The 26,169-nt window shown below is 42.7% G+C and carries 22 protein-coding genes; 21 read left to right on the forward strand and 1 reads right to left on the reverse strand.

What is annotated here, in order from left to right; all coding sequences use genetic code 11:
- Nucleotides 1-157: 157 nt before the first annotated feature.
- The 11 genes from AAEZ02_RS08505 (at nucleotide 158) to dinB (ending at nucleotide 9,865) form a co-directional block, all read left to right on the forward strand.
- A complete protein-coding gene (locus tag AAEZ02_RS08505) occupies nucleotides 158-1,492 on the forward strand; it encodes a Na(+)-translocating NADH-quinone reductase subunit A (RefSeq protein WP_124012152.1) in 1,335 nt (444 codons plus the stop codon).
- Complete coding sequence (locus AAEZ02_RS08510; protein WP_101032548.1) at nucleotides 1,492-2,691, forward strand: NADH:ubiquinone reductase (Na(+)-transporting) subunit B; 1,200 nt, start codon at nucleotides 1,492-1,494, stop codon at nucleotides 2,689-2,691. The genes AAEZ02_RS08505 and AAEZ02_RS08510 overlap by 1 nt, the downstream gene beginning before the upstream one ends.
- Nucleotides 2,684-3,469: a Na(+)-translocating NADH-quinone reductase subunit C gene (locus AAEZ02_RS08515; RefSeq protein WP_351122758.1), complete on the forward strand. Its 786-nt coding sequence runs from the start codon at nucleotides 2,684-2,686 to the stop codon at nucleotides 3,467-3,469. The genes AAEZ02_RS08510 and AAEZ02_RS08515 overlap by 8 nt, the downstream gene beginning before the upstream one ends.
- The gene (locus AAEZ02_RS08520) at nucleotides 3,469-4,101 is read left to right on the forward strand and encodes an NADH:ubiquinone reductase (Na(+)-transporting) subunit D (RefSeq protein WP_101032546.1); all 633 of its coding nucleotides are present in this window, start codon (nucleotides 3,469-3,471) and stop codon (nucleotides 4,099-4,101) included. Before AAEZ02_RS08515 ends, AAEZ02_RS08520 begins: the two co-directional genes overlap by 1 nt.
- Before the next feature lie 5 nt (nucleotides 4,102-4,106).
- Nucleotides 4,107-4,715 (forward strand): NADH:ubiquinone reductase (Na(+)-transporting) subunit E, encoded by a 609-nt coding sequence (gene nqrE, locus AAEZ02_RS08525; RefSeq protein WP_101032545.1) that lies wholly within the window; start codon nucleotides 4,107-4,109, stop codon nucleotides 4,713-4,715.
- Nucleotides 4,716-4,761: 46 nt separating this feature from the next.
- Nucleotides 4,762-6,009 carry an NADH:ubiquinone reductase (Na(+)-transporting) subunit F gene (nqrF, locus tag AAEZ02_RS08530; RefSeq protein WP_124012093.1) on the forward strand — a complete coding sequence of 416 codons (1,248 nt, stop codon included), beginning with the start codon at nucleotides 4,762-4,764 and terminating at the stop codon, nucleotides 6,007-6,009.
- Between the two features lie 122 nt (nucleotides 6,010-6,131).
- Nucleotides 6,132-7,154: an FAD:protein FMN transferase gene (locus tag AAEZ02_RS08535; protein WP_124012092.1), complete on the forward strand. Its 1,023-nt coding sequence runs from the start codon at nucleotides 6,132-6,134 to the stop codon at nucleotides 7,152-7,154.
- Nucleotides 7,155-7,240: 86 nt separating this feature from the next.
- The gene (nqrM, locus tag AAEZ02_RS08540; RefSeq protein WP_101032542.1) at nucleotides 7,241-7,465 is read left to right on the forward strand and encodes a (Na+)-NQR maturation NqrM; all 225 of its coding nucleotides are present in this window, start codon (nucleotides 7,241-7,243) and stop codon (nucleotides 7,463-7,465) included.
- Between the two features lie 232 nt (nucleotides 7,466-7,697).
- Nucleotides 7,698-8,168: a bacterioferritin gene (bfr, locus tag AAEZ02_RS08545; RefSeq protein WP_101032541.1), complete on the forward strand. Its 471-nt coding sequence runs from the start codon at nucleotides 7,698-7,700 to the stop codon at nucleotides 8,166-8,168.
- 12 nt (nucleotides 8,169-8,180) lie between these two features.
- Nucleotides 8,181-8,648 (forward strand): bacterioferritin, encoded by a 468-nt coding sequence (bfr, locus tag AAEZ02_RS08550; protein ID WP_124012091.1) that lies wholly within the window; start codon nucleotides 8,181-8,183, stop codon nucleotides 8,646-8,648.
- Between the two features lie 137 nt (nucleotides 8,649-8,785).
- Nucleotides 8,786-9,865, forward strand: coding sequence for a DNA polymerase IV (dinB, locus tag AAEZ02_RS08555; RefSeq protein WP_124012090.1), 1,080 nt, complete (start codon nucleotides 8,786-8,788; stop codon nucleotides 9,863-9,865).
- An 87-nt stretch (nucleotides 9,866-9,952) separates the two neighbouring features.
- On the opposite strand, the gene AAEZ02_RS08560 is transcribed toward dinB, so the two are convergent.
- Entirely contained in the window at nucleotides 9,953-11,416 is a 1,464-nt protein-coding gene (locus tag AAEZ02_RS08560; protein WP_124012089.1) for an aminoacyl-histidine dipeptidase, read from the reverse strand.
- Nucleotides 11,417-11,598: 182 nt separating this feature from the next.
- Between AAEZ02_RS08560 and AAEZ02_RS08565 the strand changes: the two genes are divergently transcribed.
- The 10 genes from AAEZ02_RS08565 (at nucleotide 11,599) to dapB (ending at nucleotide 25,984) form a co-directional block, all read left to right on the forward strand.
- On the forward strand, nucleotides 11,599-13,143 hold the full coding sequence (locus AAEZ02_RS08565) for a M17 family metallopeptidase (protein ID WP_351077000.1): 1,545 nt from the start codon (nucleotides 11,599-11,601) through the stop codon (nucleotides 13,141-13,143).
- A gap of 948 nt (nucleotides 13,144-14,091) precedes the next feature.
- Entirely contained in the window at nucleotides 14,092-15,381 is a 1,290-nt protein-coding gene (locus AAEZ02_RS08570) for an NCS2 family permease (protein ID WP_101032536.1), read from the forward strand.
- A 293-nt stretch (nucleotides 15,382-15,674) separates the two neighbouring features.
- On the forward strand, nucleotides 15,675-16,784 hold the full coding sequence (proB, locus tag AAEZ02_RS08575; RefSeq protein ID WP_101032535.1) for a glutamate 5-kinase: 1,110 nt from the start codon (nucleotides 15,675-15,677) through the stop codon (nucleotides 16,782-16,784).
- Between the two features lie 10 nt (nucleotides 16,785-16,794).
- The gene (locus AAEZ02_RS08580; RefSeq protein WP_351122763.1) at nucleotides 16,795-18,069 is read left to right on the forward strand and encodes a glutamate-5-semialdehyde dehydrogenase; all 1,275 of its coding nucleotides are present in this window, start codon (nucleotides 16,795-16,797) and stop codon (nucleotides 18,067-18,069) included.
- An 815-nt stretch (nucleotides 18,070-18,884) separates the two neighbouring features.
- Nucleotides 18,885-20,801 (forward strand): molecular chaperone DnaK, encoded by a 1,917-nt coding sequence (gene dnaK / locus AAEZ02_RS08585; RefSeq protein ID WP_124012086.1) that lies wholly within the window; start codon nucleotides 18,885-18,887, stop codon nucleotides 20,799-20,801.
- A gap of 111 nt (nucleotides 20,802-20,912) precedes the next feature.
- A complete protein-coding gene (gene dnaJ, locus AAEZ02_RS08590) occupies nucleotides 20,913-22,040 on the forward strand; it encodes a molecular chaperone DnaJ (RefSeq protein ID WP_101032532.1) in 1,128 nt (375 codons plus the stop codon).
- Between the two features lie 136 nt (nucleotides 22,041-22,176).
- Nucleotides 22,177-23,415 carry a DEAD/DEAH box helicase gene (locus tag AAEZ02_RS08595; RefSeq protein ID WP_124012085.1) on the forward strand — a complete coding sequence of 413 codons (1,239 nt, stop codon included), beginning with the start codon at nucleotides 22,177-22,179 and terminating at the stop codon, nucleotides 23,413-23,415.
- A 169-nt stretch (nucleotides 23,416-23,584) separates the two neighbouring features.
- On the forward strand, nucleotides 23,585-24,391 hold the full coding sequence (locus tag AAEZ02_RS08600; RefSeq protein ID WP_124012084.1) for a M48 family metallopeptidase: 807 nt from the start codon (nucleotides 23,585-23,587) through the stop codon (nucleotides 24,389-24,391).
- Between the two features lie 79 nt (nucleotides 24,392-24,470).
- Nucleotides 24,471-25,088, forward strand: a complete 618-nt coding sequence (bamJ, locus tag AAEZ02_RS08605) for a BamJ family beta-barrel-assembly machinery protein (protein WP_101032529.1) — start codon at nucleotides 24,471-24,473, stop codon at nucleotides 25,086-25,088.
- A gap of 83 nt (nucleotides 25,089-25,171) precedes the next feature.
- A complete protein-coding gene (gene dapB / locus AAEZ02_RS08610; protein ID WP_124012083.1) occupies nucleotides 25,172-25,984 on the forward strand; it encodes a 4-hydroxy-tetrahydrodipicolinate reductase in 813 nt (270 codons plus the stop codon).
- Nucleotides 25,985-26,169 lie beyond the last annotated feature (185 nt).

A 26,169-nucleotide genomic window follows, 5' to 3' on the forward strand; every position in this document is an offset into this window, starting at 1 on the left:
GTCTCATATTTGCGGTAAAATGCGCGCGACCAGCGTGATTATGATCGCATTTTCGAGTTAAATCTGCGCTAGCTCAAATAGCAAGTATATGTTAATACTTTGTTTTTTTAGCGGAACGTGGCGCATTGTCTTTCCTTCAAACGTAGTGCTTGTGGATATGATTACAATTAAGAAAGGATTGGAACTGCCTATAGCAGGCGGTCCAGAGCAAGTTATCCATAATGGCCCAGCCATTAGACACGTAGCTACTTTGGGTGAAGAGTATATTGGCTTACGTCCTACGATGAAGATCAAAGTGGGCGACAAAGTACAAAAAGGCCAAGTTCTTTTTGAAGATAAAAAGAATCTAGGCGTTAAATATACGGCTTTAGCCAGTGGTACTATTTTAGAAATAAACCGAGGTGCAAGACGTGTACTTCAGTCAGTAGTTATTGCTGTGGAAGGTGACGATAGCGTTGCTTTTGCTCAATATGATGCTGATAAGTTAGACACGTTAGACGCACAAGTTGTTCGTGATAATCTGATTAACTCAGGTTTATGGACGGCTTTGCGTACACGCCCTTTCAGTAAAGTGCCCGCCGTAGATTCTACTGCAGCAGGTATTTTTGTGACTGCCATTGATACCCAACCTCTTGCTGCCGATCCTGTGGTAGTCATAGCTCAACATAAAGAAGATTTTGCTAACGGCCTTAATGTCCTAGCACGATTAACTGAAGGTAAAGTTTACCTATGTAAAGCACAAGGTGCCGATATTCCAGCAGCCAATGCTCACGTTCAAGAATTTGCGGGTAAACACCCAGCAGGTTTGGTGGGTACGCATATTCATCACGTTCTTCCCGCTTCTGCAGCACGAACTGTTTGGCATGTTGGCTATCAGGATGTGATTGCTTTTGGCCAACTGTTTACTCAAGGTGTGTTAAACACTGAGCGTGTGGTTGCGATTGGCGGTCCTAAAGCGAAAAACCCTCGTCTTGTTCGTAGCGTTTTAGGTGCTAGCATCACTGAACTGACTGCTGATGAAACGGTTGGTGATGGTGTTCGTGTGATTTCGGGGTCAGTGTTAAGCGGCCTTACTGCGGTAGGACCTCAAGCTTATTTGGGTCGATATCATCAACAGGTAAGTGTACTGGAAGAAGGTAATGAGAAAGAATTATTTGGTTGGGCTATGCCTGGTGCCGATAAGTTCTCTATCACTCGTGCATTCTTAGGTCACTTAAGCCCATCGCGTCTATTTAATATGACCACTAGCACTTGCGGTTCAGACCGTGCAATGGTGCCTATTGGTAACTATGAACGCGTGATGCCTCTAGACATCCTACCTACTATGCTACTTCGTGATTTACTCTCTGGTGATTTTGACGGCGCAGCCCGTTTAGGCGCATTAGAGTTAGATGAAGAAGACTTGGCATTGTGTACGTTCGTATGTCCAGGTAAGTATGACTACGGTTCATATTTGCGTGACTGTCTAGATACGATCGAGAGGGAAGGCTAATGAGTTTGAAAGATTTTATCGAACGTATTGAGCCGCAATTTGAAAAAGGCGGCAAGTACGAAAAGTGGTATGCCCTTTATGAAGCGGCTGCCACAGTATTTTATACTCCAGGTAAAGTGAATCACGGGGCAACCCATGTTCGCGATAATGTTGACTTAAAACGTATTATGATTACGGTTTGGGCATGTACATTCCCAGCAATGTTTTTTGGTATGTACAACGTAGGTTTACAAGCTCAAATCGCGATGGGCGCCGATTTCGGTTCCCCCGATATTTGGCAAGTAGGCTTATTTGAATTATTTGGAGCTCAACTTTCTGCAGACTCTGGCATTGCGTCCTTGATGTTCTATGGTGCGTGCTTCTTCCTACCTATCTATGCAGTGACTTTTATTGTCGGTGGTTTTTGGGAAGTGCTGTTTGCGTCAGTGCGTGGCCATGAAATTAACGAAGGTTTCTTCGTTACTTCGGTTCTCTTTGCACTGACCTTACCAGCAACTATCCCATTGTGGATGGTCGCACTAGGTATTACCTTTGGTGTGGTAGTTGCAAAAGAAATCTTCGGCGGCACAGGGCGTAACTTCTTAAACCCTGCATTAGCTGGCCGTGCTTTCTTATACTTTGCTTACCCTTTAAGCATGTCTGGTGATACTACATGGGTTGTCGCTGACGGTTACTCTGGTGCAACGGCGTTAAGTCAAGCGGCACAAGGTACTTTCGACTATGCCTCAACCACCAACTGGATTGATGCTTTCATGGGCTTTATCCCCGGTTCTGTAGGTGAAGGGTCTACCTTTGCTATTTTACTAGGTGGTCTAGTTATTATTTATGCCCGTATTGCATCTTGGCGTATTGTCGGTGGTGTCTTCTTAGGTATGGTGGCAATTTCTACTCTACTTAATATGATTGGTAGCGACACAAACCCGATGTTTGCAATGCCATGGTATTGGCACTTAGTGTTAGGTGGCTTTGCCTTTGGTATGATGTTTATGGCGACAGATCCTGTTTCAGCGTCGTTTACGAGTACGGCTAAGTGGGCATACGGTTTCCTTATTGGTGCAATGGTGGTGTTTATCCGTGTGGTTAACCCTGCATTCCCTGAAGGCATTATGTTAGCTATTCTGTTTGCTAACTTATTTGCGCCATTATTTGACCACTTTGTAGTACAGGCAAATATTAAGCGGAGGATTGCTCGTGGCTAGTAATAAAGATTCGTTCGGTAGAACGCTATTTGTTGTTGTCGGCTTATGTCTTATTTGTTCAGTGCTTGTTTCAACTGCGGCGGTGTTATTAAAACCTATTCAGCAAGAAAATAAGTTACTCGATAAGCAAAAGTATATTCTTGATGCGGCGAGCCTTATCAATACCAAAGAAGGTAACGTCACCAAAAAAGAAATTCTAAGCAAGTACGAGCAATATGTTGAAGCTCGGTTAGTTGACCTTAAAACCGGTGAATTTGTTGAGGGTGATGCTAACGTTTATGATCAACGTAAAGCCTCTCGTGATACTGCCCGGTCATCTATCCCTGAAAATGATGTTGCCTCAATCAAACGTGTTGCAGATAAAGCGGTTGTGTACCTTGTTCGTAATGACGAAGGTAAACTGAATAGCGTGATTTTACCTATCCACGGTTATGGTTTGTGGTCAACTATGTATGCATTTTTGGCATTAGACACAGACCTAAATACGGTGCAAGGACTCGTTTATTATGACCAAGGTGAAACCCCTGGTTTAGGTGGCGAAGTTGAAAATCCAAAATGGAAAGCATTGTGGAAAGGTAAAGAGTTATTTGATGCTCAAGGTAACTTGGCAATTAGTGTAACTAAAAACCCTGTAGTGGCGAGCTCTGTTCATGGTGTTGATGCACTTTCCGGTGCAACATTGACCAGTAACGGTGTTCAACACTCATTGGATTTTTGGTTAGGTAAAGAAGGTTTTGCTGACTTTATCGCTAAAGCACGCAACGGAGGGTTAAGCTAATGGCTGACGCTAAAGAACTTAAACAGATTCTGACCGGACCAATTATCAATAACAACCCAATTGCATTGCAAATTTTGGGTGTGTGTAGTGCACTTGCTGTGACCAGTAAATTAGAAACAGCATTGGTAATGACGATTGCATTAACAGCGGTAACAGCGTTTTCTAACCTGTTTATTTCGCTTATTCGTAATCATATTCCAAGCAGTGTGCGTATTATTGTACAGATGACCATTATCGCTTCATTAGTGATTGTAGTAGACGAACTACTGCAAGCTTATGCTTATGCCATTTCTAAACAGTTGTCAGTATTTGTTGGTTTGATTATTACTAACTGTATCGTAATGGGTCGTGCTGAAGCTTACGCAATGAAAACGCCTCCTATGATGAGCTTTATGGACGGGATCGGTAACGGTTTAGGTTATGGAGCTATTCTATTGTCTGTTGGTTTTGTGCGAGAACTATTTGGTAATGGTTCATTATTTGGCGTAGAAATCCTCAGCAAAATCTCTGATGGTGGTTGGTATCAGCCTAACGGTTTATTACTGTTGCCACCCAGTGCATTCTTCTTGATCGGTGGGTTGATCTGGTTGATCCGTACTTATAAGCCAGAGCAAGTTGAAGCAAAAGGGTAAACGCAATGGAACATTATATTAGTTTATTAATTCGTTCAATTTTCATTGAAAACATGGCGCTAGCGTTCTTCTTAGGTATGTGTACTTTCTTAGCGGTATCAAAGAAAGTGACTACTGCGATGGGACTTGGTGTTGCCGTTATTGTGGTACTGGCTATTTCGGTTCCTGCTAACCAAATTATTTATCAAAGTTTACTCGCTCCAGGCGCATTAGCTTGGGCTGGTTTGCCTGAAGCTGATTTGAGCTTCTTGAAGTTCATCACCTTTATCGGTGTGATTGCAGCATTGGTACAAATTTTGGAAATGGCGTTAGACAAATATTTCCCACCTTTGTACAACGCGTTAGGTATTTTCTTACCTTTAATTACCGTGAACTGTGCAATTTTTGGTGCAGTCTCTTTCATGGTAGAGCGTGATTATAACCTTGGCGAGAGCGTAGTATTTGGTATCGGCTCAGGTATTGGTTGGGCATTAGCAATTGTATTGTTAGCCGGTATTCGTGAAAAGATGAAATATTCTGACGTGCCAAATGGCTTACGTGGCCTAGGTATAACCTTCGTTTCAGCAGGCCTTATGGCTCTAGGTTTCATGTCATTCTCAGGTGTTTCTCTGTAAGAGTCACTGAGTCGACACATTAATTTGAACCTTTAAGGATAAGTGAATGGGTATTCTTGAATCTACTCCACTAGATGTCTATCTAGGTGTGAGTATGTTTACTGTGATTGTCTTAGTGTTGGTATTAGTGATTTTATTCGCTAAATCAAAACTGGTGGCAAGCGGTGATATCATGATTGGTATTAACGGCAACGCAGATAAAACAATTACAACAGGTGCTGGCGGCAAGTTACTTGGCGTTTTAGCCGACAACGGTATCTTCATTTCAAGTGCTTGTGGTGGCGGTGGCTCTTGTGGCCAGTGTCGTGTCAACATTATGTCTGGTGGTGGTGATATTCTACCCACTGAACTTGACCACATTAGTAAAGGCGAAGCCCGTCAGGGGTGTCGTTTATCTTGTCAGGTAAACGTGAAAACTGACATGGAAATTGAGCTTGATGAAGAAATATTCGGCATCAAAAAATGGGAATGTGACGTTGTCTCTAACGATAACAAAGCGACCTTCATTAAAGAACTTAAGCTGCAAATCCCTGATGGCGAAACCGTGCCTTTCCGTGCCGGTGGTTATATTCAGATTGAAGCGCCTGCTCATCATATTAAATATGCTGAGTTTGAAGTGCCTGATAAGTACCGTGGCGATTGGGAACACTTTGGTTTCTTTAAGTTAGAATCAAAAGTAGACGAAGAAACTATTCGTGCTTACTCTATGGCTAACTACCCAGAAGAGTTTGGCATAATTATGTTAAACGTGCGTATTGCTACGCCACCGCCACGTAATTTAACCTTGCCTTGTGGTAAAATGTCTTCGTATATTTGGAGCTTAAAAGCTGGCGATAAAGTGACTATTTCTGGTCCATTTGGTGAGTTCTTTGCTAAAGACTCCGATGCGGAAATGGTATTCATTGGTGGTGGTGCCGGTATGGCCCCAATGCGTTCACACATTTTCGATCAGTTAAAGCGTCTTAAATCTAAACGTAAGATTAGCTTCTGGTACGGTGCGCGTTCGCAACGTGAAATGTTCTACGTTGAAGATTTTGACGGCTTAGCGGCTGAAAATGAAAATTTCAAATGGCATGTAGCGTTATCGGATCCGCAAGCTGAAGATAACTGGACTGGTTATACAGGCTTCATTCATAACGTATTGTATGAAAACTACTTACGTGACCATGATGCGCCAGAAGATTGTGAGTTTTACATGTGTGGACCTCCAATGATGAACGCAGCGGTTATTGGTATGCTAAAAGATTTAGGTGTCGAAGACGAAAACATCTTATTAGATGATTTTGGTGGTTAATGCGTTAACTTATAACATTGACATGTAAGTCATTAAATTGCAGCAGTGCAGACAGGGTGGTCAAACACGAGTCTTGCACGCTGCAATTTTTTTTGTTCATTTAATACAAGTGTAAATTTGAGATGACTGTAAAATCAATCAAGCAAGTGTTACTGCCAATATTGTTACTGCCAATATTATTGACCAGTAGCTGCAGCTCACCAGATCCGATTATTTCATTATCTGGTAGTACCATGGGGACCACTTATCATATTAAAGTGGTCCCCAATGGCAGCTTGCCAGGACCACAATTATTACAAGCCGAAATTGATATGGCATTGGACGTGGTTAACAATCAAATGTCGACTTACCGACATGACTCAGAACTGTCTAAGTTTAATCAATTGCAAGTACAGCAAAGCGTTAAAGTATCGGCCGATACTATTAAAGTCATAAAAGAGGGCATGCGTCTTTATCAAGAGACTGATGGTGCGTTAGATATCACCTTAGGGCCAGTGATTAACCTGTGGGGGTTTGGCCCCGATAAGCGGCCTACAACGATCCCGACTCAAGCTCAAATTGACGCCGCTAAAGCTAAGATGGGGATCAAGGAACTGTCGATAAAAGGCTTAACATTAATTAAGCACAATGCAGACTTGTATGTTGATTTATCCTCAATAGCAAAAGGGTTTGGTGTCGATAAAATTGCATCAATATTAGACAAATATCACGTGTCTGGTTATTTAGTCGAAATTGGTGGTGAACTGAATGTTAAAGGCACTAAAGCCCATAATGTCGCCTGGCGAGTTGCAGTAGAACAGCCAACAAGCGAAGGACAAGCGGTGCAGCAAGTGATTGAGCCCGGGACTATGTCATTAGCAACATCGGGTGATTATCGTAACTTTTATCAAGACAATGGCGAACGCTTTTCACATCTAATTGATCCTCGTAACGGTTACCCGATAAAGCATCAACTTGCTTCTGCAACCGTGTTACACTCTAGTTGTATGACAGCGGATGGATATGCAACGGCCATGATGGTGTTAGGTACACAAGCTTCATTGACACTTGCTAGAGAGAAAAATTTAGCCGTAATGTTAATTGAGAAGCAAGAGCAGGGATATCAGGTCTATTACAGCGATGCGTTTAAATCGTATCTTGAGTAGGTTCCTTATTTTTAAACTAGTTGATTAAACGACTGATTGATTCAACTAGTAGTACCCTAATCTAAATGAGTTAATTGGAGTTTGTGATGAGCACATTTATTGCAGCGTTTGTAGTATTATTATTGTTCTTTTTATTTATGTCTGTGGGTTATATTGTAAAGAAGAAAGCCGTAGCAGGCAGTTGTGGTGGCTTAGGCGTTTTAGGTATTGAGAAGGCGTGTGACTGTGACGACCCATGTGATAGCCGCAAACGCCGTATGGAAAAAGAGCAAGCTCGAAATGAGTTGCTTAATCAAAATCGAATTATTTAACGACGTTTGTCATTTAAAGCCTAGGTTACCAAACTAATGCTTTGTAAAGAGCCTTCATTTTGAAGGCTTTTTTTATGTTTGTGTATTACTAGTGAGTTACAAATCTTAGTTATAATGATAATGGTTATCAATAGTAAGTGTGTGAAAAGAAAGGAAAATTTGCCTTTTCCCCTATAGTGTTTTATTCTATTTGTAATTGATCTAGATCACGTTATTTATCGAGGGCATTACTATGAAAGGTCATCCTAAAGTCATTAGCCAACTCAATCGAGTACTTACCTGTGAGCTGACTGCCATTAACCAATACTTTTTACATGCACGCATGTTTAAACATTGGGGATTGGAAAAGCTTAATGAGAAAGAATATAAAAAATCGATTGAAGACATGAAGCATGCTGATAAGCTGATTGAACGTGTATTGTTTCTTGAAGGTTTACCTAATCTGCAACAATTAGATAAATTGCGTATCGGTGAGCATGCTGAAGAAATGCTCAACTGCGATCTGGCGGCTATAACAGCACAAATTGCGCTTTTGCGTGAAGCCATTAAGGTATGCGAAACTCAGCAAGATTATGTTAGCCGCGATTTATTTGAAGATTTACTCGAAGATGAAGAAGAACATTTAGATTGGATTGAGTCGCAACAAGAGCTTATCAATCAAACGGGTATTCAAAATTATCTTCAATCACAAATTAACGACTAATAGGAAATTATCATGAAAGGCCATCCAGAAGTCATCGATGCACTAAATAGTTTATTAACCGGCGAGTTGTCTGCCATGGATCAATATTTCGTCCATGCTCATATGTACGAAGACTGGGGATTCAACGAACTGTATACCCGAATTTTGCACGAGTCAGACGACGAAAAGTTGCATGCTGCTAAATTAGTCCAACGGATTTTATTTCTTGAAGGCACTCCCGATGTTGCCAGTCGTGAAGCGTTGAACATTGGTAAAGATGTGCAAGAAATGTTTAAAAGTGATTTAGCCTATGAATATCATGTTGCTGATCATTTACGTAAGGTGATCGCGCTATGCGAAGACAAAAGTGATTATCAAACTCGCGAAATTTTAGAGGTGTTGTTGGATGACACTGAGTCTGATCACATGTACTGGTTAGAAAAGCAATTAGGTCTGATTGAGATGGTTGGTTTACAGAATTATTTACAGACCAAAATGTAACGTATCCATTGATACAGGTTACCATTTACTAAAGCCCAACTGAGTTTGGGCTTTTTTGTGTCAGTGAGACAATGATTGAATACTGTTTATATATACAGTATCATCATGGTAATTGAGTTAATGATGATGGTCATAGAATGCGTAAAATCATTCACATCGATATGGATTGCTACTTCGCTGCCGTTGAAATGCGAGATTTTCCTGAACTACGAGGCAAAGCTATTGCTGTCGGTGGCAGAAGTGATCGCCGAGGTGTAATAAGCACATGCAGTTATGAGGCCCGTCAATTTGGGGTGCGTAGCGCGATGTCCAGTTATCATGCACTGCAGTTGTGTCCGCTGTTAATTTTAGTGCCTGGACGCATGGAAGTGTATAAATCGGTTTCATTGCAAATTCGTGAGATTTTTCATCGATACACAGATCTCGTTGAGCCATTATCTTTAGATGAGGCTTACCTTGATGTCAGCGATTGCAACGTTCACCAAGGCAGTGCCACATTAATTGCTAAAGCCATTCGCAACGATATTTTTGAGGCCACAGGATTAACGGCTTCAGCGGGTATTGCACCGATTAAGTTTTTAGCCAAAATCGCTTCCGATTTAAATAAGCCCAATGGTCAATATGTGATCACCCCTAATCAAATTAGTGATTTTGTAAAAGACTTGCCACTGAGTAAAATTCCTGGCGTTGGCAAGGTTACTTCAAAAAAGTTAGCCGATATTGGCTTAACCACTTGTTATGACGTGCAACAATATCCTAAGGCTCAATTAATTAAGGCTTTCGGTAAATTTGGCCATGTGTTGGCTGAGCGTGCACAAGGGATCGACTCAAGGCAAATTAGTCCACACCGAGTGCGTAAGTCTGTTGGGGTTGAAACCACCTTAGCCAAGGATATTTTTACCTTAGAACAATGTCATCAAGTGTTACCACAGCTTATTCAAGAACTCAGTGCTCGGGTACATCGCAGTGCTAAAGACCGACAGATCCACAAACAGGTTGTTAAGCTTAAATTTAATGATTTTAAACAGACCACAATCGAGCATCGCAGTGATGAGATTTCGATTAACTTGTTTCATGACTTGCTGCAACAAGCTTTGCAGCGTAGCCAAGGGCGGGGTATTCGTTTGATTGGCGTGAGTGTTGGTTTAGCCGACGTGACGTTGGCAGCGACAGATAATGGTGCGGATAAAATCACCCAGCTCGATTTACAGTTTTAACACTGGAACAATACAAAAATTAAAAGGCGACATTATTGTCGCCTTTTAATTTGTTTATTGTGTTGATAACGTCATCACTAAAACGGATTAAGCATCTTTAGCTGGAATACGCTCTAGTACCGCAAGTAGCAATTGCCAGTACTGACCAACGGTGGTGATGTTGACCATTTCATCAGGGCTATGGGGATAGCGAATGGTTGGCCCAATTGAGACCATGTCCATAAGTGGATAAGGTTGTTTAAATAAGCCACATTCAAGACCAGCATGGATCACCATGATGGTTGGGTCTTTTTTATAAATGTCGTTATAAGTTTCACGCACAATCGCCATAATGGGTGAGCTTGTATCTGGCTTCCAACCGGGATAAGCACCACTTAGGTCAATGCTTGCACCCGACAAATTAGTCAGAGCGGTGAGCATTCCTGTGACTTCTTCACGACCAGAATCGATTAGCGAGCGAATAAGACACAAGACTTCAACGCTTTCATCTTCGGTACTGATCACGCCGATATTAAGCGAGGTTTCAGTCACACCTTGAACTTCATCACTCATGCGGATCACGCCGTTAGGGCTCGCATGCAATAAGTCGATTAAGGTATTTTGTGCCTCTTCATCCATCACTTTGGTGGGGGCGTCAATGGACTCTAGGCTGAGCACCATTGCTGGATCGACGAGCGCGAGCTCTTGTCTTACTAATGCTTGGAAAGCCTCCATCGCTTGATGTAATTTATCAACATTTTCAGCAGGAAGCATAAAGCTGATATGGGCTTCACGCGGAATGGCATTACGTAATGAGCCACCGCTAAAGCTGACAAGTTCTAATGCCAGTTCATCACTGTGTTTAAACAAAAAGCGGGCAAGTAGTTTGTTTGCATTGGCGCGACCAAGGTGAATGTTCACCCCTGAATGACCGCCTTTAAGTCCAGCTAATGTCAGCTGAAAACTGCTATTTGTGTGTTCAGGGGCTTGCCATGACATAGGTACGCTGATATGTGCATCAACTCCGCCTGCACAACCCATGTAAATTTCACCTTCTTGTTCAGAATCGGTGTTGATCAAGATGTCTGCATCAAGGTAACCTGCTTCTAAACCAAAAGCACCTGTCATACCGGCTTCTTCATCAATGGTGAGCAGTACTTCCAGTGGCCCATGCTTGATGTCTTTACTGCCTAATACCGCAAGCGCTGAAGACATACCAATGCCGTTATCTGATCCTAACGTTGTCCCTCTGGCTTTAACCCAATCACCATCAACATAGGCTTCAATTGGGTCCGTTTCAAAGTTATGTACTTTGTCAGTATTTTTTTGTGGCACCATATCAATGTGTGCTTGCAATACCACTATTTTACAGTTTTCCATTCCAGCAGTGGCAGGCTTACGGATGATTAAATTACCTACTTTGTCTTCAACAACCTCAAGGCCTTGGGCTTTTGCCCACTGTTGAATGTGTTGCGACAACGCATGTTCATGTTTTGATGGATGTGGAATAGCGCAAATTTGTTCGAACCATTGCCAAAGAGGCTGAGGATATAATTGAGTTAATGCAGTCACGAAACGCCCTCTAAGATGAATTTAGTCGATATACGACACAAAATATAATGTCATTTATTTTAACATATTCTGCGCGGTTACTTGATATTGCGATATCAATTTGCCAAGGTTTAGTCCACAAAACCTGTAAATAATTATGAACCCATCAATCTACCGGTATACCCATTGATTAAGGATTTTTTATGAACCAAGCAAACAAAGCTGTTACTGCATTTCAAGTGCCCATTATTGATGTCGCCAGTGATGAAGCCATTTTTGAAGGTGAAGGTTGGGATGCGGTAGTCGTCGTCGCGACAAGTTTGGCTGAGATTAAGCAAGATGAAATCAGTTTACTGGCGGCGCACGCCAGTCAAATCGATATGCGTGTCGGTAAAAGTGCAACACTATTATTTGCACCTGGCTTAGCCGGCGGTCGCTTGATTATCTCGCCCGTGACCGATAGCGTTAACGAGTACAGCGATGTCAGAATTTTTGCTAAAGCCGCCCGAGAAGGTATTGCCATTGCCAAAGCAGCGGGAGCCATTAAACCTTTGTTAGTGGTCCCCGCCGTGAGCGATAAACGTTTTGTCTATGCAGAACAAGTTGCAGCATTGGCGTGTGGGCAAGAGCTATGGCAACCCTTAGAGGCGCGAGAAGCAAAGTCATTACTACCAAGTTTAGAGGCTATCGGATTATTGAATACATCGGCACACAGTATGTTACTTAATGCTGCGGAGTCCGGGCGAGTGTTGGCACGCGATCTCTGCGGTACAGAGCCTGAGCGGATGTCCGCTATTGGGTTTGCACAATATTGTATTGATGCTTTTGCTGATAGCGGTTTAGCTGTGTCTGTGATTGATCAAGTGGAGCAGTTGAAGGCGCAATATCCCCTATTGAGTGCGGTTGGCAGAAGCTCATTTGGGGTTGAACGTCATCATCCTCGAGTGGTAAAGCTTGAATATGTTGGCGAAGGAACAATAACAAAAACGTTATTCTTTGCGGGCAAAGGGGTGATTTACGATACTGGCGGGGCTGACATTAAAGTGGCCGGTTCTATGGCAGGTATGAGTCGTGATAAAGGCGGTGCAGCTGCTGTCGCCGGATTAATGAAAGCATTGTCGATACTTAAACCTAAAGGTATCAAAGTGGTTGCAGAGCTTGGGTTGGTTAGAAATAGTATCGGCAGTGATGCGTTTGTCACCGATGAAATTATTACTAGCCATGCGGGTGTACGAGTTCGCATAGGTAATACTGATGCCGAAGGTCGTTTAGTGTTAGCTGACTTGTTATCACATTTGCGTATACAGGCACAAACAGCTGTGAATCCACAATTATTTTCGTTGGCAACATTAACCGGTCACGTCGTGCGCGCGTACGGTGGTTATCCAGCATTAGTTGAAAATAGCGCCGCTAAACAGCAAGGCGTCGCCGCATTATTAGCAGACGTGGGTGAATTATGGGGTGAGCCGTTCGAGGTCTCTCGCTTACGCACTGAGGATTTTGACAAGGTTGCCGATAAAAATGGCGTTGCCGATGTGGTGTCTTCTAATAATGGACCGTCTTCAATTACGGCTCGCGGACATCAATATCCTGCAGCATTCTTAATAAAAGCCTCTGGACTAATGCAAACAACACTGGCATTCACTCATATTGATATTGCTGGCAGTGCTGTTGAGGGCGATCCTCTCTATGGTAAGCCAACGGCAAGCCCTTTGGTTGCTTTATTACACTTGTCTAAGTTGTGGTAAATACCTTATTAAGTGCATGATATTATAGATTTTAATATAAATAAAACATGCTATTTACAATATAATTACATAATTATAATCCGGGTTTAATGTAATAAAGTCACTTTTAATGCGTTTTTTGTGAATTAAAGCCGATAATACTTGTAATTTAATTACAGTTCGGTATAATTCATCGGGTCGACAAGCATTGTGGTTGTCGGCTCTAGTTAATCCAGGATGGATATAGCCTCCAAGGATCTGAGTGACAAGTTGTCTCAATGGATTTGAGAAATGTACGTTCCAGGGAATCGAGCCAAGCTTTACTAGGTTTATGCAACTTTACATTATTCAGGAGAAGACCATGTCTTATACAGGTAACAGCAAATTTTATTGGCAAAACACTTGGTTTGCTGATGTAACCGTTTTACGTGGCGGTATATTCGCCATGAAACGTTAAGAATTGACCCTCTTTACGTCGTTTTAATATTCATCAACCTTTTGTTCGTCTTGTTTGACGTTTTTAGACAGGGTGGTAAATTAATTTATCGCCTCATCATGTTAAGTGATGCTAGTTTTCCTCTCCCCATATGGGATGCTTGTAACATGTCTGCCTACTCTATTGAGTAGGCTTTTTTTTGTCCCAATTTTGGTGTGATAATTTAGTTGTAGTGATTTGGGATCGTTTTAGTGTTAGCGGCATTGATTTAGGATGTTATTAGCTGAATTGTCGCAGTTTCGTGCGCTATATAAAAAACTGAAATCTTTCAGGAAAAAGGCTATTTATAGCTATCAAGGTCGTAAGTACTTATAATTCCCCCGCATTAAAGTAAGCCCTCTGTAAAGATGTCGACGTAGTGACAATGTTAAGCGGTATATGGCTTACCGCATCCTCATCTGTAGCTAATAACACTGTCAAAACTATTAACGCTATTAATTCAATTTTAACCTTTGCCCAAGGAACCGCGTTCCATGTTAGAAAAATTATTTAAACTTAAACAGAACAACACAAGTCTTAAGCAAGAGGCTGTGGCCGGACTTACTACCTTTTTAACAATGGCCTACATCATTTTTGTCAACCCTATGATGCTTGCTGATGCCGGGATGGACCATGGTGCGGTATTTGTTGCAACATGTTTAGCCGCAGCGATTGGTTGTTTAGTCATGGGGTTATTGGCAAATTATCCTATTGCATTAGCCCCCGGTATGGGACTGAATGCCTTTTTTACTTACACGGTTGTAGGGGAAATGGGTTATAGCTGGGAAACCGCACTTGGCGCTGTGTTTATGTCTGGGGTGTGCTTCTTGATTTTATCCTTAGTCAGAATTCGTGAATGGATTGTCAATAGTATTCCTATGTCGTTGCGTTTTGGTATTGCGGCCGGTATTGGGTTGTTTTTAGCGTTAATAGGCTTAAAAAATGCTGGGATTGTGATAGCAAGTCCGGCTACGTTAGTGACCATGGGGGATATTACTTCGTTTCCTGCTGTGATGGCTGCGTTAAGTTTTTTCTTGATTATTGCCATGGTTCATCGCGGTCTAAAGGCCGCGGTTATTTTCAGTATTCTGATCGTGACGATTTTAGGCATCTTTTTTGGTGATGTGCAGTATCAAGGGTTAATGGCTATGCCACCGTCTATCGCACCGACATTTATGAAAATGGACCTGTCGAGTGTATTAGAAGTGAGCATGCTATCTGTGGTGTTTGCCTTTTTGTTTGTCGATCTATTTGACACATCAGGCACCCTAATTGCTGTTGCACAACGCGGTGGATTACTTGATGAAAAAGGGCGTTTACCTCGTGTAAAACGTGCTTTAACCGCCGATAGCGTTGCCACCATTACCGGTGCAGCATTGGGTACATCAACCACCACGAGCTACATTGAAAGTATTGCTGGGGTGAGTGCCGGCGGTCGTACTGGTTTAACCGCAGTAGTCGTTGGATTGTTATTTATAGCGTCATTATTTTTCTCGCCCTTAGCCGCTATGGTGCCAGCTTATGCGACAACAGGGACATTGTTTTATGTTGCTATCTTAATGATGTCGGGGTTAGTGAATGTTGATTGGGACGATATAACTGAAGCGGCTCCTGTAGTAGTCACTTGCTTATTAATGCCGTTAACTTTTTCTATTGCCAATGCTATTGGTCTTGGGTTTATTTCTTATGCGGTGATCAAATTGCTGACAGGGCGTTTTAAAGATTTAAATTCAGGTATTCTAGTGGTGGCGGCATTGTTTATTGCCAAGTTTATTTATGGTTAACGGGCATCCCATGAATATGGGCAAACGGTAATAAATTGGCGAAGGCCAATAAAAAAAGGGCTAATAGCCCTTTTTTTGTTTTTCTAATAAGGCGTATTGACGCATCAATAGCCGGCCTATTGCAAGTCAATGCAATGCAGTTAGCGGGGCAAAGAACTGTTTGATAACCGTTTATTATCCCGAGCCGAGGTTAATCTAGATAAATAATCTACTATTAGCGGCTTTTACTATGAATTATCGAGTGAATTAGGTATAAAAATGGACTGAATGTTTTGGTAAATTGAGTAAAACAAATGGGTTATCGCCGCGTAGTAGTTAAGTTGGGTACCAGTGTGCTGACATCTGGCAGTAAGAAGCTTGATAGAGCACATATGGTTGAATTAGCCAGGCAAATGGCTTCGCTTATGCGTTCAGGCATTGAGGTGGTTTTGTGTACATCGGGTGCTATTGCTGCTGGGCGAGAGCATTTACATTATCCGGTGTTGCCCGATACTATGGCGAACAAACAGTTACTTGCTGCTGTGGGTCAAGGTCAGTTAATTTTGGCGTGGTCACAATTATTCAGTATTTATGGTTTACAAGTTGGCCAACTATTATTAACGCGTGCAGATTTACAAGATCGCGAACGTTACCTTAATGCCCGCGACACCTTAAATGCATTATTAGCGCATAATATTATCCCTATTATTAACGAAAATGATGCCGTCGCAACCAATGAGATTAAAGTCGGTGATAATGATAATTTGTCTGCGCGGGCCGCACTGCTCTGTGATGCTGACTTACTCATCTTACTCACTGATCAAAAAGGCTTATTTGATGCCGATCCTCGCACTCATCCTAATGCGCAATTGATTAAACAAGTCGTCAATATTGATGACAGTTTACGTTTACTGGCTGGCGGCTCTGTTTCCGGACTTGGCACCGGCGGGATGGCAACTAAACTAGAAGCGGCCGATGTGGCGCGCCGTGCAGGCATCGAAGTCGTGATAGCGTCTGGACATCACCCTGATGTGATTGCCAAAGTGGCTGCTAGGGAGTCGGTTGGCACTCATTTTAGTGCGATAGAAAACCCATTAGAGAGTCGTAAACAATGGATCCTTGCTGGCCCCGCATCACAAGGGAAATTAATTGTTGATGCCGGCGCCTCTGTCGCGGTGGTTGCTAATGGTCGCAGCTTATTATCAAAAGGTATTGTTGATATTGAAGGTCATTTTGAGCGTGGTGCGACCTTACTCATTGTTAATCAAACAGGCAAGATTTTGGCTAAAGGAATTAGTCGATATTGTGCCAATGATCTAACCAAAATTAGCGGTAAACACTCTGATGAGATAGAAAGTTTACTAGGCTATAACTACGGTGATGCAGTGGTTCATCGCAATGATATGGTCATACTTGATAATTAAGGATAAGCAGATGTCAGCCTCAGAAACAGAATATTTAACCCAATTAGGGCAACGCGCTAAGGCAGCAAGTTTTATCTTAGCGAGTTTAACCCCTAAACAAAAATCGGTATTATTAATGACAATTGCCGATCGCTTAGCACTGCGTAAAAATGATATTTTACAAGCGAATGCGCAAGATGTTGCCGCGGCGAAACAAAATGGTTTAACTGAAGCTATGATAGACAGATTGATGCTTGATGAGGGGCGCTTGGGCGCTATTATTACCGACATTGATAATGTTATCGCACTGGCTGATCCTATCGGCAAAGAAGCTGAAAGTCGGGTATTAGATAACAGCTTACGATTAACTCGTCGCAGTGTGCCAGTAGGTGTGGTGGGGGTTATTTATGAGGCTCGCCCAAATGTCACTGTGGATATAGCCGTGTTAGCATTAAAAACCGGTAATGCAGTGATTTTGCGTGGCGGTAAAGAAACCTTAACCACAAATAAAGTATTAAGTGACGTGATCCGTGATGCGCTTGTTAGCGAAGACTTGCCTAAAGATGCTGTACAGCTAATCGATTCACCAGAGCGTAGTCTTGTTAGCGGCTTACTTAGACTCGACAAATATGTGGATATGATTATTCCTCGCGGTGGCCATAATCTGCAGCGATTGTGTGCTGAGCAGTCGAGTATTCCGGTGATTTTAGGTGGCATTGGTATTTGTCATTTATTTGTCGATAAGCAAGCCGATTTAGTGCGCGCAATCGAGGTGATTGCCAACGCTAAGGTTCAGCGCCCTACTGTGTGTAATGCACTGGATACTTTGTTAGTACATCAACACGTTGCTGCCGAGTTTATTCCCAATATAGCATCACATTTGCACTCGTTGGGCGTTCGCTTCCATGCTTGTGCAAGCTCCTTACCTTATCTTGAGGGGTTAGGTTTTGAGGTGACACCGGCACATGATGAGTCATTCTCAACCGAGTGGTTATCGCTCACATTAGGGATCAAAATCGTCAATCATATTGACGAAGCTGTGGCGCATATTCGTCAATATTCTACTGGGCATTCTGAGGCCATTTTAACGGATAACATTCATACGGCGAGTGACTTTTTGAACCGAGTTGATTCAGCGGCTGTGTATGTTAATGCCAGTACTCGTTTTACTGATGGTTCACAGTTTGGCCTTGGCGCCGAAGTGGCCGTGAGTACGCAGAAGCTGCATGCCCGAGGTCCGATGGGGTTAGATGCACTGACCACGTATAAGTGGCTAGCTTGGGGGGATTATACCAGTAGACAATAACCGGTGTTGTTTGCGTTGCTTATGACAATAAAGGCCTAGCAGCTAGATTTTATATAAGCTAAAAGTAATAGGCCTAGAGGCTAGAGCGCTTCGCTGCTAGATTCTATAAAATCAACAGCCTATCCGCATAGCGGCCTAGGATCTTAGCAGCGAAGCTGTCCCTAGCAGGACGCAGTCCGCTCTAGAAGCGCAGCGCTCTATCCGCGTAGCGAACTAGCAGGACGTAGTCCGCTATAGCAGCGACACTAGAACCTAGTATCTAATTCAACCTCCAATTAATAATACCAATCAATAATACCGGTGTTAAAAGTACCCTAGCGCTAATATTGTCGGTTGAGGATTAAATTGCTAAAACGGCAGAATAATTAACAACGCCATTATTAAGGTTAATACTGCGACCAACCTCCGTTGTAACGAGCTAAAAAAACGAATGCACTTAAAAGGCGGTCGCCACTGTCGCCCATAATAATACCGCGCCTAAATCATATCAGTACCCGATTGGGCTGACCTCACGGTTGTTGCTTTCACTATTATGGTCACTTAAGCCGCCAATGGCATTGATAAATAATATCCCTTTACTTACTTAGCTTGGCGCTATAACGATATCTGCAATTGATGATAAATTTTAGATGATAAATTTTACTTATCCCCTTGTAATTCACTTTGTTGTCCCAATATAGGTATCAAGGCTGATATGAGTGGTCAATTATGAATCTCAAGTTAAGTAACAAAATGCTTGAAATACTTGCTGATCATCCCCATATCAACATCAAATAACATATTAGCGACGAATAACGTCAATTCCGGAGGACCCCATGGGCAAAATTATTGGTATCGATTTAGGCACAACAAACTCGTGTGTTGCAGTCCTTGATGGCGGCAAAGCACGCGTAATCGAAAACGCAGAGGGTGAGCGTACAACCCCATCAATCATCGCTTATACCGAAGATGAAATTATTGTTGGCCAACCTGCCAAGCGTCAAGCGGTAACCAACCCAACAAACACCTTTTTCGCCATTAAGCGTTTAATTGGACGTCGTTTTAAAGATGACGAAGTTCAACGTGATGTGAACATCATGCCATTCAAAATTATCGGAGCTGATAATGGTGATGCATGGGTTGAGTCACGTGGAAATAAAATGGCACCACCACAAGTTTCTGCTGAAATCTTGAAAAAGATGAAGAAAACAGCAGAAGACTTTTTAGGTGAAGAAGTAACCGAAGCGGTTATTACTGTTCCTGCTTACTTTAACGATTCACAACGTCAAGCAACGAAAGATGCCGGTCGTATCGCAGGTCTTGATGTTAAGCGTATCATCAACGAGCCTACTGCTGCTGCTCTTGCATACGGTATCGATAAGAAGCAAGGCGATAACGTTGTTGCAGTATACGACTTAGGTGGTGGTACATTCGATATCTCTATCATCGAAATCGACAGCAATGATGGCGATCAAACATTTGAAGTGTTAGCAACCAATGGTGACACTCACTTAGGTGGTGAAGACTTTGATAACCGTTTGATCAACTATTTAGCCGATGAGTTCAAAAAAGACCAAGGTTTAGATCTACGTCGCGATCCATTGGCTATGCAACGTTTGAAAGAAGCCGCTGAAAAAGCAAAAATCGAACTTTCAAGCACTAACCACACTGAAGTCAACTTACCTTACATCACAGCCGATGCAACAGGTCCTAAGCACTTAGTGGTTAAAATTACCCGTGCCAAGTTAGAGTCATTGGTTGAAGACTTAATTCAACGTACTCTAGAGCCGTTAAAAGTTGCCTTAGCTGATGCTGATTTATCAATTTCAGACATCAATGAAGTGATTCTTGTTGGTGGTCAGACTCGTATGCCTAAAGTACAAGAAGCGGTCACTAACTTCTTCGGCAAAGAGCCACGTAAAGACGTTAACCCAGATGAAGCGGTTGCCGTTGGCGCAGCCATTCAAGCTGGCGTACTTTCTGGTGAAGTGAAAGACGTACTTCTACTTGACGTTACACCACTATCTCTTGGTATTGAAACCATGGGCAGTGTGATGACTAAGCTTATCGAGAAGAACACCACTATCCCGACTAAAGCTCAGCAAGTATTCTCAACCGCTGACGACAACCAAAGTGCCGTGACTATCCATGTACTTCAAGGTGAGCGTAAGCAAGCAAGTGCGAACAAGTCATTAGGTCAATTCAACCTTGAAGGTATTGAGCCAGCACCACGTGGCCAACCACAAGTAGAAGTGATGTTCGACATCGATGCTGATGGTATCTTACATGTGTCTGCAACAGACAAGAAAACAGGTAAGAAACAAAACATCACCATTAAAGCCTCTTCAGGTTTGTCTGATGAAGAAGTTGAACAAATGGTACGTGACGCAGAAGCTCATGCTGATGAAGATGCGAAATTTGAAGAGTTAGTTCATGCACGTAACCAAGCCGATGGCTTAGCTCATTCAACTAAAAAACAAGTTGAAGAAGCCGGTGATGCGTTAGCTAGCGACGAAAAAGAAAAGATTGAAGCGGCAATCGCCACTTTAGAAACGGCCATTAAAGGCAAAGATAAAGAAGCCATTGATACCGCGACTCAAGGTCTGATCGAAGCGTCTGCTAAGCTAATGGAAATTGCTCAAGCTAAAGCTCAAGGTGATGCAGAAGGTCAAGCGCAAGATGCTGGCCAAGATAAGCCTGCTGATGATGTTGTTGATGCTGAGTTCGAAGAAGTTAAAGAAGACAAAAAGTAATTAGCAATTTCAGTTAGTTACTATTAAAGCGGGCGTTGGGGTTATCCTCAAACGCCCGTTTGTATAAATTAAGTTTATCAAATTACTCACACCTTCGAGAAACTGAACACTATGTCAAAGCGTGATTATTACGAAGTTCTAGGTGTTGGACGAGACACCAGTGAACGCGAAATTAAAAAAGCGTACAAACGCTTAGCGATGAAATTTCACCCTGACCGTAATCCGGGTGACAAAGCCGCAGAAGCCAGCTTTAAAGAAATTAAAGAAGCGTACGAAATTTTAACCGACAGCGACAAGAAAGCGGCTTATGATCAATTTGGTCATGCAGGTGTCGATCCTAATCGTGGTGGACACGGCGGTGGCCAAGGTGATTTTGGCGACATCTTCGGTGATGTTTTCGGCGATATTTTTGGTGGTGGCCGCCGAGGTGGTCAACGTCAAGCTGCACGAGGCAGTGATTTACGTTACAACCTTGAATTGTCTTTGGAAGAAGCCGTACGAGGATTGACCAAAGAGCTGCGAATTCCGACATTAGCCGCGTGTGATTTATGTGACGGTAGTGGTGCTAAAAAAGGTACCTCGGCAAGCACCTGTGGTACTTGTCATGGCCAAGGCCAAGTACAAATGCGCCAAGGCTTTTTTGCTGTTCAGCAAGCCTGTCCTACTTGTCATGGTCGCGGTAAAATCATTAAAGATCCTTGTGGCAAATGTCATGGTGAAGGCCGTGTTGAACAAAGTAAAACACTGTCAGTTAAAATTCCAGCCGGTGTTGATACGGGTGACCGCATTCGTTTGACCAGTGAAGGTGAAGCGGGCGAGTTTGGCGCTCCTCCTGGTGATTTATATGTTCAGGTCAGTGTACGTGAACACGCTATCTTTACCCGTGATGCCAACAATCTATACTGTGAAGTGCCTATTTCATTTAGTAAAGCGGCATTAGGCGGCGAGATTGAAGTACCAACCTTAGATGGCAAAGTTAGCCTTAAGATCCCAACAGAAACTCAAACTGGGCGTATGTTCCGTTTACGCGGTAAAGGGGTCAAGTCAGTTCGCAGCCATGCAGTAGGCGACTTGTTGTGCAAAGTCGTAATGGAAACACCTGTTAATCTGAATGACACGCAAAAAGAGTTACTGCGGGAGTTTGAAGCGACATTAACCGGTGAATCAAAAAAACATAGCCCAAAAGCAGAAGGTTTTTTTGATGGGGTTAAAAGTTTTTTTCAAGACTTAAATAGCTAATAGCCCTATTTTATCTCGTACGACGATTAAGGTTGTTTACCTCAAGGGTAAGCAACCTTTTTATTTATAGTGAGTTATTTTACTTCTGCAACCGTCCTCAGTAGACTTCGTCCATTGTTCACTTAGTGATAATCCCATGCCTTTTTCAACCTTAGCGTTATCTCCTGCTTTACTGTCTGCATTACCGGCAAGGCTCCACGAGCCGACTCGTATTCAAACTCTGGCTATTCCAGCTATTTTGGCCGGAAAAGATGTACTAGCCTTGGCGCAGACTGGCAGTGGCAAAACCTATGCTTATGGTCTCCCTTTACTGCAGACTGTTAATGCCCAGGTTAATGCCGATATAACGGCAATACAGGCTTTAGTCATTGTGCCAACCAGAGAGCTGGCTTCACAGGTGCATGATACTCTTAACCCTATAGCAATGGCGCTTGATATCACAATGGATTTGCTTTGCGGAGGAGAATTACAATCGTTACAAGTTGATCGTTTACACAAGCCTGCAGACATTATAGTGGCTACACCGGGGCGGTTATTGGAATTGACCCAGCAGAAAATAGTGGATTTGAGCTCAGTAAAACGATTAGTGCTTGATGAAGCCGATCGTTTACTCGATATGGGATTTATAGCCGATATCACCAAGCTATTAGCGCTAATGCCAAACAGACAGACATTATTATTTTCAGCAACATTTCCAGAGCCATTAGTGCAATTAACCCAGCAAGTCTTGTCCAAAAACTGCCAAAGAATTGAAGCAAACGTCCTGAATAGCGCCGTGGATGAAATTGAGCAACAATTGTATTTAGTCAATAAAGGCAGCAAGGCACAAGCCTTGATTAATTTGATTAATCAACATCAATGGTCGCAAGTTTTAGTGTTTATTAATGCTAAAGATGATGCTGATTCATTAACCAAAAAGCTACTCAAAGCCGGAATTTCATCTGCCGCGCTTCACGGCGATAAAGATCAAACATTACGCCGACAGACATTGGCTGATTTTAAAGCCCAAAAAGTGAGTGTATTAGTGGCAACGGATTTACTCGCTCGTGGGATCGATATTGAAGCGTTACCTGTGGTGATAAACGCTAACTTACCCAATAGTGCTCCTGTATATGTCCATCGAATAGGCCGTACTGCCCGAGCTGGGTTGCAAGGTGTTGCAATATCTTTGGTGAGTCATAGTGAAATGGAAAGCTTAAATGCCATTCGTGCGTTGACACAAAAGGCATTACCTTTGCAAGCATTAGTGGGTTTTCCGGTGACAGATAAACCGAGCGACTCAAGCAGTAAACGTCCGCCTCGCGACAAACAAGCTAATCGACGCACAACCAACAAACGCAGTATTCGTGACTTTACACCCCATAAAAAGACCTAATTGATTTAATTGATACTCAGTAATCTAGTCTCGACTGCCACTCATAATGACATTGTCATTTGGCAATAACACGTTTGCCCAGTAAAATGAGTCATCGCTTATCCATAATCAATGACTATAATTATTTTACTGACCGCTATGGCAAGTGAATAGTATAAGGATTTACCAGATGAAACCGTTAGTACTCAGTATGTTGTTGACTTCTTTATTAGTTGGCTGTGTGAATAATCAATCGCCGACAGGTCGAGGGCAAACCTTGCTTTTTTCTGATACGCAGATGCAGCAGATGGGCGCTCAGTCGTTTGAGACCATGAAGAAAACTGAAAAAATAAGTCAAAACCAAGCGCAAACCCACTATGTAAACTGTGTTGCCAAGCGTATTACGGCAGTATTACCCGTTCAGTCGCAACAATGGGACGTAGTATTATTTGAATCAGATCAAGTGAATGCATTTGCATTGCCCGGCGGTCACATTGGCGTATATAGTGGATTATTAAACGTCGCGGTTAACCAAGATCAGCTTGCTACTGTAATGGGACATGAAGTGGCCCATGTATTAGCCCAACATAGTAACGAGCAAGTGTCTCGTGCCCAGCTAACAGGGCTGGGTATGCAGGCTGCGGATGCTGCTATTGGGGCATCGGGAGTTGCCAATAAAGATCTGTATATGGCCGGACTTGGGTTAGGGGCTAAAGTGGGGATTATTTTACCCTTTGGTCGCAGCCAAGAATCAGAAGCTGATATCGTCGGTCTTGAGTTAATGGCTAAAGCGGGCTTTAATCCTAACCAAAGTATTACCTTGTGGCAAAACATGGCCAAAGCGGGTGGTGCGCAAGGGCCAGAGCTGTTGTCGACGCATCCGTCACACAGTCATCGCATTGAAGACTTGCAAGCGGCACAAAATCAAGTGATGCCGCTTTATACACAGGCAAGGAAACAGTCTTTGACTGAGTGTAAAATGGCTCACGTTAAATAGCGTTTTTTGCCAACATTGACGCAGTTAATTGTGATAAACTCTGGTGCGAATTTTTTATGTTTATTGAGAGAAAATTATTATGTCAGATTTGTTCAGCACAATGGAACAGCATGCTAGCTACGGTGTAGGTCGTCAAATGGGCGAGCAACTAGCAGCAAACTCTTTTGAAGGTATTGATATCCCTGCCGTTCAGGCTGGTCTTGCTGATGCATTTGCCGGTAAAGAAAGCGCAGTATCAATGGAAGAGCTTCAAGTTGCATTTACTGAAATTAGTCGTCGTTTACAAGAAGAGCAAGAAGCTGCTGCAGAAGAAGCTGCTGCTGAAGGTGAGGCATTCTTAACAGAAAACGCAAATCGTGATGATATTACGGTAACTGAGTCTGGCCTTCAATACGAAGTGCTTGTACAAGGTGACGGCGAAAAACCAACTTACGATTCAACTGTACGTACTCACTACCATGGTACTTTTATCAGTGGTGATGTATTCGACAGCTCTGTTGCTCGTGACCAGCCTGCTGAGTTTCCAGTATCTGGCGTGATTGCCGGTTGGACTGAAGCATTACAGTTAATGCCTATTGGCACTAAGCTTAAATTATATGTCCCGCATCACTTAGCTTACGGTGAGCGCGGCGCGGGTGCATCAATCCCGCCTTACTCAGCTTTGGTATTCGAAATTGAGTTGTTAGAAATTATCTAGTTATTAAAAACGCCTAAGTTAACTTAGGCGTTTTTGTATATGCTGTTTTTGTGTTTACCTTTAGTTAAAACTGGGAGAAATAAATGACTGCAAAAGTGAGAATTGCTGTAGTTGGTGCCAGTGGCCGTATGGGCCGTACACTGATTGAATCTGCTAAACAGCAAGAAGTCATAGTACTTGGCGCTGCTATTGATCGTACCGGGTCAAGTCTAATTGGTGTTGATGCTGGTGAACTCGCTGGTGTCGGCGCAATGAATGTTGCTATTACCGATTCACTTGATAGTGTTGTTAATGACTTTGACGTACTGATCGATTTTACCTCACCAGAATCTTCAATTATTTATCTTGATTGGTGTGCGAAAAATCACAAAGCAATCGTGATCGGTACCACAGGCTTTAATCATGCTCAAAAAACGCTAATTGGTGCCTATTCAGAACAAGTACCCGTGGTGTTAGCGCCTAATATGTCTGTTGGTGTGAATGTGATGTGGAAATTGCTCGCACTGACGACAGAAGTCATGGGTGATTATACCGATATCGAAATAATCGAAGCCCATCATCGGCATAAAAAAGATGCCCCGTCAGGTACCGCGCTTAAAATGGGTGAAATTATAGCCCAAACATTGGGTCGTGATTTAGAGCAATGTGCGGTATTTGGACGTGAAGGTATTACCGGTGAACGCGAACGTAATACCATTGGTTTTGCAACGGTTCGTGCTGGTGACATTGTGGGTGAACACACCGCTATGTTCGCTGATATGGGCGAACGGTTGGAAATAACCCATAAAGCAACGAGCAGGATGACCTTTGCTAATGGGGCGATGAGGGCGGCTTTTTGGCTCTCAGATCAAAATGCAGGTCTGTATGACATGCAGCAAGTATTAGGATTGAACTAGATAATAAAAACACCACTCGTTGGTGTTTTTTTTTGAAAACAATCCGACAAAATATAGACGTAAAAGTTAATTTCTTATAGACTCGCTAGAATTTGTCAAAATTTCGTAATGTAATGAAAATTGATATCTTAATGCAAAATAAAAATAGTGCAAAATAAAAACACCTAATTTAAGTGGCTTGGCTC

It is taken from the genome of Shewanella sp. T24-MNA-CIBAN-0130, assembly GCF_040310185.1.
GTDB lineage: Bacteria > Pseudomonadota > Gammaproteobacteria > Enterobacterales > Shewanellaceae > Shewanella > Shewanella psychromarinicola.

Coding starts and splice junctions, on each gene's coding strand:
- AAEZ02_RS08505 (WP_124012152.1), top strand. CDS start 158: ATGATTACAATTAAGAAAGGATTGGAACTGCCTATAGCAGGCGGTCCA.
- AAEZ02_RS08510 (WP_101032548.1), top strand. CDS start 1,492: ATGAGTTTGAAAGATTTTATCGAACGTATTGAGCCGCAATTTGAAAAA.
- AAEZ02_RS08520 (WP_101032546.1), top strand. CDS start 3,469: ATGGCTGACGCTAAAGAACTTAAACAGATTCTGACCGGACCAATTATC.
- nqrE (WP_101032545.1), top strand. CDS start 4,107: ATGGAACATTATATTAGTTTATTAATTCGTTCAATTTTCATTGAAAAC.
- nqrF (WP_124012093.1), top strand. CDS start 4,762: ATGGGTATTCTTGAATCTACTCCACTAGATGTCTATCTAGGTGTGAGT.
- AAEZ02_RS08535 (WP_124012092.1), top strand. CDS start 6,132: ATGACTGTAAAATCAATCAAGCAAGTGTTACTGCCAATATTGTTACTG.
- nqrM (WP_101032542.1), top strand. CDS start 7,241: ATGAGCACATTTATTGCAGCGTTTGTAGTATTATTATTGTTCTTTTTA.
- bfr (WP_101032541.1), top strand. CDS start 7,698: ATGAAAGGTCATCCTAAAGTCATTAGCCAACTCAATCGAGTACTTACC.
- bfr (WP_124012091.1), top strand. CDS start 8,181: ATGAAAGGCCATCCAGAAGTCATCGATGCACTAAATAGTTTATTAACC.
- dinB (WP_124012090.1), top strand. CDS start 8,786: ATGCGTAAAATCATTCACATCGATATGGATTGCTACTTCGCTGCCGTT.
- AAEZ02_RS08565 (WP_351077000.1), top strand. CDS start 11,599: ATGAACCAAGCAAACAAAGCTGTTACTGCATTTCAAGTGCCCATTATT.
- AAEZ02_RS08570 (WP_101032536.1), top strand. CDS start 14,092: ATGTTAGAAAAATTATTTAAACTTAAACAGAACAACACAAGTCTTAAG.
- proB (WP_101032535.1), top strand. CDS start 15,675: ATGGGTTATCGCCGCGTAGTAGTTAAGTTGGGTACCAGTGTGCTGACA.
- AAEZ02_RS08580 (WP_351122763.1), top strand. CDS start 16,795: ATGTCAGCCTCAGAAACAGAATATTTAACCCAATTAGGGCAACGCGCT.
- dnaK (WP_124012086.1), top strand. CDS start 18,885: ATGGGCAAAATTATTGGTATCGATTTAGGCACAACAAACTCGTGTGTT.
- dnaJ (WP_101032532.1), top strand. CDS start 20,913: ATGTCAAAGCGTGATTATTACGAAGTTCTAGGTGTTGGACGAGACACC.
- AAEZ02_RS08595 (WP_124012085.1), top strand. CDS start 22,177: ATGCCTTTTTCAACCTTAGCGTTATCTCCTGCTTTACTGTCTGCATTA.
- AAEZ02_RS08600 (WP_124012084.1), top strand. CDS start 23,585: ATGAAACCGTTAGTACTCAGTATGTTGTTGACTTCTTTATTAGTTGGC.
- bamJ (WP_101032529.1), top strand. CDS start 24,471: ATGTCAGATTTGTTCAGCACAATGGAACAGCATGCTAGCTACGGTGTA.
- dapB (WP_124012083.1), top strand. CDS start 25,172: ATGACTGCAAAAGTGAGAATTGCTGTAGTTGGTGCCAGTGGCCGTATG.